The sequence below is a fragment of the Streptomyces sp. 8L genome (assembly GCF_020176795.1).
Lineage (GTDB): Bacteria > Actinomycetota > Actinomycetes > Streptomycetales > Streptomycetaceae > Streptomyces.
This window is the reverse complement of sequence record NZ_JAIUKE010000583.1, coordinates 1-6245: the sequence shown is the minus strand read 5'-3', so window position 1 is coordinate 6245 and position 6245 is coordinate 1. Positions and strand designations below refer to the sequence as shown.

Annotated in this window: 6 protein-coding genes and 1 pseudogene; 6 read left to right on the top strand and 1 reads right to left on the bottom strand. The window is 67.7% G+C overall.

What is annotated here, in order from left to right; translation table 11 throughout:
* From LCE31_RS34950 to LCE31_RS34940, 3 genes and pseudogenes are all read left to right on the top strand, one after another.
* Positions 1-460, top strand: a pseudogene (locus tag LCE31_RS34950) (hypothetical protein); the annotation flags it as partial.
* Positions 457-696, top strand: a complete 240-nt coding sequence (locus LCE31_RS34945) for a hypothetical protein (protein ID WP_225021738.1) — start codon at positions 457-459, stop codon at positions 694-696. The pseudogene LCE31_RS34950 and the gene LCE31_RS34945, both read left to right, overlap by 4 nt.
* Complete coding sequence (locus tag LCE31_RS34940) at positions 693-1091, top strand: hypothetical protein (RefSeq protein WP_225021736.1); 399 nt, start codon at positions 693-695, stop codon at positions 1089-1091. Before LCE31_RS34945 ends, LCE31_RS34940 begins: the two co-directional genes overlap by 4 nt.
* A gap of 217 nt (positions 1092-1308) precedes the next feature.
* Here the strand turns inward: LCE31_RS34940 and LCE31_RS34935 are convergent, their stop codons facing one another.
* Positions 1309-1731, bottom strand: a complete 423-nt coding sequence (locus tag LCE31_RS34935) for a hypothetical protein (RefSeq protein WP_225021734.1) — start codon at positions 1729-1731, stop codon at positions 1309-1311.
* Positions 1732-2103: 372 nt separating this feature from the next.
* On the opposite strand from LCE31_RS34935, the gene LCE31_RS34930 reads away from it, so the two are divergent.
* From LCE31_RS34930 to LCE31_RS34920, 3 genes are all read left to right on the top strand, one after another.
* The gene (locus LCE31_RS34930; RefSeq protein WP_225021732.1) at positions 2104-2631 is read left to right on the top strand and encodes a hypothetical protein; all 528 of its coding nucleotides are present in this window, start codon (positions 2104-2106) and stop codon (positions 2629-2631) included.
* A gap of 22 nt (positions 2632-2653) precedes the next feature.
* Positions 2654-4165, top strand: a complete 1512-nt coding sequence (locus tag LCE31_RS34925; RefSeq protein ID WP_225021731.1) for a terminase large subunit domain-containing protein — start codon at positions 2654-2656, stop codon at positions 4163-4165.
* A 72-nt stretch (positions 4166-4237) separates the two neighbouring features.
* Positions 4238-6157 carry a hypothetical protein gene (locus LCE31_RS34920; RefSeq protein WP_225021728.1) on the top strand — a complete coding sequence of 640 codons (1920 nt, stop codon included), beginning with the start codon at positions 4238-4240 and terminating at the stop codon, positions 6155-6157.
* The last annotated feature ends 88 nt before the right edge of the window (positions 6158-6245 follow it).

Here is a 6245-nt window from a genome sequence, read left to right as displayed (position 1 = left end):
CCCCTACACGCCCATCTACGCGCCCATCCCCGTCGGCCCCGACCACGACCCCATCGTCTACGTTCCCAACGCGTACGGAGAGCTCACCCCGATGCTCCGATCCCAGATCCCGCAGACCATCCCCATGGCACCCGTACGCGACCTGGCCCCCCGCTCGGTCATCGACCCCCGCGCACAGCTCCTCGCCGGAGGCGGGATCGCCGCGGCAGGACTCGGCTGGGGTGCCTCGGAACTCCTGTCCGCCGCAGCAGGCGCCGGCGCGGGCACCATCGCCTTCCTCGCCGCGGTCGTCCTGGCCGTGCGCATGGCCCCGTCCGCGCTCCGCGCCAGCGTCGGCACCAGCCAGGGGGGAGCAGCCCCGGCCAGTAGCACCACCACGTACATCACCAACACGACCACGAACGTCACCAACACGAACCGGTGGCTCGGACGCTCCACGACACAGGTGAGCAACAAGTGACCATCCGCCGCATCGCCAGAAAGACCCGGTACCTCGTCACCTACCCGGCCGGCCCAGACACCGCGACGAATACCGTCCGCGCACACAGCACGGAGTCCGCGATCCGCGCCGCCCGCCTCGCCGGCTTCACCACACCCGCAGGACGCACCGTCGACCTGAATGCGGAGCCCGAAGTGCGGAAAGTAACCCGCCGCGGAGACGTGCACGTGTACGGGCCGCGATACGAGGGCCGATGACGACGATGAACCACGACAGCATCCCGATCACCGCCACCGCCCAGCCCATGGCGAAGCCAGACCTCAAAAGCCTCCCGCGCTGGGCCGGCTGGTCCGCCGCCGGACGACTCAAACTCCACCTCGCTCTCTACTACCGCTGCCACGACTGCCGAACCGACATCCACGCCATAGCCGAGTACTACCGCGTCCACGACCACATCCGCACCCAAGCCCACATGTGCGAACACAGCCAGCTCTGCATCGGCTGCCTCGAAACCCGCCTCGACCGGAGACTGACACCCTTCGACTGCACCAACGTGCCCCTCAACCGAGCCGAAACCTGGTCCCTGCCCGGCCACCAGCACGTGCGCATACAACGCAGCCAACGCCTCCAAGACCGCCTCCGCGGACGATGACAAGGGGGAGGGAAGCACCTGAGACAAACCCCGCCCCATGCGTCACGCTGTAGTTGAGCGGCCTGGAACTGCGCTAGCGTCCCCGCGCCCGGTGATAGTCCCAGGCCGCTCAAACCGTGCCTCACGGTACGCGCCAGACGCGCAGGGCAGTAGCCCTGCGAAGCGAACCCGGCAGCCCTCCGGACGGAGGGTGAGCCGGGTTCGCGCATTCCCGGCCCTACCGCACCGGCTTCCAGGTACCACACCCCTTCGACGTGAACTGACCGTCCGAAGCAGCCACCCTCACCGTGATCGACCGTGCGGACGTCGCGTACTGGTTGTCGATGACGTGCCCCGAACTGGTGGTCCGCTCCCAATAGCAGCCCGACAGATCACCCGACGTCCGATACGACCCCGGCGCGATCTCCAACTCGCCCCTCGGCTTCGACACCACCCTGTACGTGCCGTCCCCATACGTCCGTGTGAAGTCCCCGCCGATCGCCGCCAGCGCGACCTTCGACCACGCCGGGCACAGAGACGGCATACCCGCCCGCAGGATCTCCTTCTCATCCGCAGTCGGCTTCTGCGCCACAGCCAGCCACTCACCCGGATCCTGCCCGAGCTTCTGCTGGTCCGGCATGGACTGGCAAATGTCGTCCACGTAGTCCGAAGCGGACCTGTACGTAACATCGTCATACTTCCAGCCCGTGAAGGCGACCTTCCGGTCCAGATCGCCAGCAGGCGTATCCGGGTACGAGTCAGTCGGCGAGGGCCCCGTCACGGGTGCCGCAGGCCGCGTCGACTCCAGATGCGCCCCTACCGGTCTCTTCCCATCACTCGGGCTGCTCGAGCAGCCCGCCACCATCACAACCGCCGCAACAAGCACGGCAGCCCCCACCCCACGTGTACGTCTCATGCGCGCATCGTGACACCCAGTCACCCCAGGGGGAAGGAAACCCGGCAAATCATGGATGATCGGAGACAGGCGCGGGGCCTCACAACCACACATCCACATGCGGGAGACCCCACCGCCATGACCCACAGCAAAGCCGAAAAGTGCGACGTCGCTGAACGCCGTACCAAGCTCATCCGCCTCCGCCGCGCCGGCCACGACTTCGACTACATCGCCAAAGAACTCGGCTACTCCTGCCGAGGGTCAGCGAGCAAAGACCTCATCCGCGCCCTCAAGGAACGCCGCGACGAGCAGGACGCCGAGGTCTCCGTGTACCGACAGGAGGAGAACGAACGCCTCGACGCGCTCCTCGAAGCCGCGTGGCCGCGCGCTACGGAGAAGCAGCCCGTCCTCGACAAGGACGGCGAAGTCGTCGCCCACGAGATCGACCTCCGCGCGGTCGAGACCGTCCTCAAGTTGATGGACAGGCGAGCCAAGCTCAACGGCTACGACATGCCCGTCAAGTCCGAGGTGTCTGGCCCCGACGGCGGCGGGATCCCCCTCGCTGGCACCCTCGACGAACTGACCAAGCTCATCAAGACCGCCGGGCAGACCGGCCCGGCCAGCGACTTCAACAACGCGAGCGGCACCGGTGGCGACCGCGACTGACCCCGCCGAGTACCGGGCGGTCTTGGACGCCTACCGAGCGCTCCCCACAGCCGAACGCTTCCGGGTCGCCCGGCGCGCAAGCCCCGAGCTAAGGCTGCACCTGGCCCGAGTCGAACGCGACATGGCCCTGGACCGTTCCCCGGGGGCGCTCGCTGCTGTCCTGACCGGAGGCAAGGAGATGCAGGCTCCCCACCTCGACATCATCGACCGGATCTACCAGCGCATCGATGCTGGTGAACGTATCCGCGCCATGGTGACCATGCCCCCGCGCGCCGGGAAGTCGCGGCGCACATCACGCTGGGGTCCTGCTTGGTACCTGCGCAAGCAGCCGGACCACCGGTTCATGCTCGCCTCCTACGCAGCGCACCTCGCCGACGACCACGGCCGCTGGGTCCGCAACACGATCACCGAGCACGCTCCCACCCTCGGCATCAACCTCAAGTACGGGTCGCAGGCAGCGAACCGGTTCGACATTGAGGGCCACGAGGGCGGCATGGTCACCGCGGGCGTCGGAGGGGCGCTTACTGGCCGTGGCGCGCACGTAGCGGCCGTCGACGACCCCTTCAAGGGGTCAGAGGACGCTTCCAGTCCCACCCAGCGGGAGCGCGTCTGGGACTGGTGGCAGTCCGTCTTGCTCACCCGGCTTGAGCCGAACGGGTCCGTCCTGCTTGTGAACACCCGCTGGGACGACGACGATCTGTCCGGGCGCCTTCTGAAGGAGGAGCCGGAAGACTGGATCGTCATTGACCTGCCAGCGATCGCACTCACCGCAGACGATCCCCTGGGTCGGCAGCCCGGTGAGGCACTGTGGCCCAGCCGCTTCAACGTCGACGACTACGCGCGCATCCGAAAGTCCGTTGGCGAACGCGTCTGGTGGGCCCTCTATCAGCAGCAGCCGCGCCCGCTGGAGGGCGGCGTCTGGCAGTGGGCGTGGATCACCGGCAACCGGGTCAGCAGGGCGCAGTTTCTGGGCATCGACCTGTCCAGGGTCGTCGTAGCGATTGACCCATCCGGCGGGGCCGGCACTGCGAACGATGAGACGGGCATCGTGGCCGCCGGGCGCACCAGTGAAGGGCACTACTACGTCACCGAGGACCGCTCCGGCCGACACGGAGCCAACGCGTGGGGCCGCGAAGCCTGCCTCCTAGCTGTTGAGCTCAAAGCCGACGCTCTGGTCGTGGAGACCAACTTCGGCGGCGACATGACCCGGCAAGTCCTGATCCAGGCGTGGAACGAGCTCGAGCGGCAGAACCTCACTCAAGGCATGCCGATGCCGCGGATCGTCGAGGTCAACGCCAAGCAGGGCAAGCGGCTACGTGCCGAGCCGATCGCGCAGCTCTACGAACAGAGCTTGGTCCACCACGTGGGGGAGTGGCCCGCGCTTGAGAACCAGATGGTCACGTGGATACCCGGCATGGACTCCCCGGACCGTATGGACGCCGCCGTTCACGCGCTAACCGAGCTTGCTGATCCGGCGTCAGCGCGGGTTGGTAGCACCTCCTACACGGACCGCCGCCTCCAGGGACGTCGCTGACAGAGGGAAGACCCAGGCCTCATGCCCGTACTCTGATCTATAGGCGCGGGGCCTGGGACGAAGGGAATCTTCGTGGGCCTCCTGTCTGGCCTCCGCACGGTGGTGATCGACGCGTGGTCATATCTGAACTACAAGCCCGTGTTCAGCGACCACCACGGCATGCCCAACCGGCGCGCCTTCCCCGAAGCCCAGGCCATGTGGGTCCCCGAGGAGGACCAGCGGCGTCTCGCCGCCTACAAGCTCCTCGCCGCGTACGACCAGAACCAGGCCGCGCAGCTCGCAGCCGCCTCCGGCGACCACCACGCCGAGGACCGCCGCGAGTTCGGAGACCCGTCGATGTTCATCGACACGACCATGGCGCACGTCCTCGGCGCCGAGCAGACCATCACCATCCCCGGCGCCGACCACGACGGCGAGAAGCCGGACGCCGACGAGGTCATGGCCGCACGCGTGCAGGAACTCCTGCGGACCTGGGCCGACGACGAGCAGTTCCCCATGCGTCTACAGCAGTGCGAACGCAAAGCTGTCGCCCTGGGGGATGGCGTGTACCGGCTCGCCTGGGACCCGGGCAAGCAACGCCCGACCGTTCGCGTCACCGACCCCGGCTTCTACTTCCCCGTCATCGGCGAGGACGACGACGGGGGCGAGTACCCGATCCGCGTCCACTTTGCATGGGAGCTCCCCGAGGACCCGAAGCGTGGCCTGAAGGCCCGTATCCGCCGCATCACGTACGAGCTCGACTGGATACGGCCCGCGACCGGCAACGGTGTCGACCAGAACAGCCGTCCCGTCCGCGCAACGCTGCCGGTCCTCATATCCGAGCCCGTCGAAGGTGAAGAGGCCATCCCTGCGCCGCCCCTGACGTCCGGTGACCTGCTGAACCCCGACACGGGCGCCATTTCCCGGCAGTACGCCTGGAACGACACCCCGTCGTACGTCACCTGCTACCTGACGGACGCCACCTGGAACATCGGCGACATCAAGGGCCCCGTCGACGTCGACACGCTGCCCCTCGACATCGCCACGTTCGGCACGGGCGGCGACGGCCAGGTCCTCGACCACCTTGATCTACTCATCGACTTCGTGCCCGTCGTGCACCTCACGAACACGGTGCCCGCCGCAGAAGAACACTGGGGCCAGTCGACGCTCGCGAAGGTGTTGCAGGTCCTGGACGAGCTCGCCGGCACGGACACCGACTCCAGCCGCGCCTCCGCGACGACAGGCGCCCCGATCATCGGCGTGTGGGGCAAGGGAACCCCACAGAACGGCCGCAGCGACCTTGAGGTCGCACCCGGCGCCGTGTGGACGCTCGGCGAGGGCGGCGGCATGATCGTCGCCGACACCAGCAAGAACCTCGCGGAACTCCGCAACCAGCGCCACGACCTCCAAGACCGGGCCGCGAACGTCACCCGCCTGCCTGCCGTCGCCCTCGGCACCGTCGACCCATCGAAGGTCCCCTCCGGCTACGCCCTCCAGCTGTCACTCGGCCCGATGGACGCCCTCGTCTCCTCGATGCGGCTCGCTCGCGATCCCAAGTACTTCCTGTTCCTGAAGTTCGTACAGCGCCTGTTCATCGCCGGACAACACCCCGACTGGGCCGCCGTCACCGTGCAGCCGGCGCGGCTCACGTTCGGCTCGTACACGCCGACCGACAAGACCGCCGTCCTCGAGCAGGTCAAGGACGGAGTCACCAATGGCGTCCTGTCGCTCGAGACCGGCGTGAAGATGCTCCAGGAAGCCGGCTTCCCCATCGAGGACATCGAAGAGGAGATCCAGCGGATCCAGTCCCGGGCCTTCTCCCAGGCCAAGGACCTTGCAGATGCCCTCGGCAACCCGAAGGAGACTGCGGACTTCCTCGGCCGTGAGGCGCCCTCTGGCGGCGAGCAGGCACCCCAGGTGATCCTGCCGCCCGCCGACGGCAGCACCCCGCAGGACGGGCAGCTTGAACTTCCGGAAGAGGCACCGAGGGGGAGCGGGGGGAACACTCCGTGAGAAATGTGCTGAACTTGGATCTAGGCGCGGGGCCTGGACACTCCTTGGGAGGACCTGCCCTCATGCGCCGCCCCGCGCTGCACCACCC

Bases quoted from the DNA above. Each gene is read 5' to 3' on its own strand.
- LCE31_RS34940 (WP_225021736.1), top strand. From the start codon at position 693: ATGACGACGATGAACCACGACAGCATCCCGATCACCGCCACCGCCCAG.
- LCE31_RS34930 (WP_225021732.1), top strand. From the start codon at position 2,104: ATGACCCACAGCAAAGCCGAAAAGTGCGACGTCGCTGAACGCCGTACC.